This window comes from Halorubrum sp. SP9 (assembly GCF_005435015.1).
Lineage (GTDB): Archaea > Halobacteriota > Halobacteria > Halobacteriales > Haloferacaceae > Halorubrum > Halorubrum sodomense.
Map to the genome: position 1 here is coordinate 1 of NZ_SGXU01000397.1, position 433 is coordinate 433.

Sequence of the window (433 nt, forward strand, 5' to 3'; positions counted from 1 at the left end):
CGCCTCGTATTTTCCGTAACTGTACTCGGAGTGACGCCCGGTGTGTCGGACTTCTCTTGGCGGACATCAAGGAACACGCTACTGTCTGCTTGACCTGCTCTCGAGGGGGGCATAATGTCAAAATACCCAAAAATATATTATACTGAACTAACTAGTTCAGGTTATGACTGCTGAGAAGATTATCCTTCTCGTGGAGGATAACGATGATCTCGCATCTCTCTACCAACACTATCTTATGAATGCTTATCAAGTACGCTTGGCTCAGACAGGGAAAGAGGCGATCCGAAAGGCGACCCCAGCTGTCGATCTGATTATTCTTGATTATAAACTGCCAGATATGCTTGGCACGGATGTGTATGACCAGCTCCGTGCGAATGGGTCAACGACGCCAGTGGTACTGATCTCTGGCAGCGATCCCGAGTCACTCCCGGAT

Annotated in this window: 1 protein-coding gene; it reads left to right on the forward strand. The window is 49.0% G+C overall.

Annotation, left to right across the window (positions count from 1 at the left end):
* Positions 1-163: 163 nt before the first annotated feature.
* Positions 164-433: response regulator transcription factor (locus EXE45_RS18020; protein WP_137695129.1), on the forward strand; the 270-nt coding region annotated here is incomplete at its 3' end.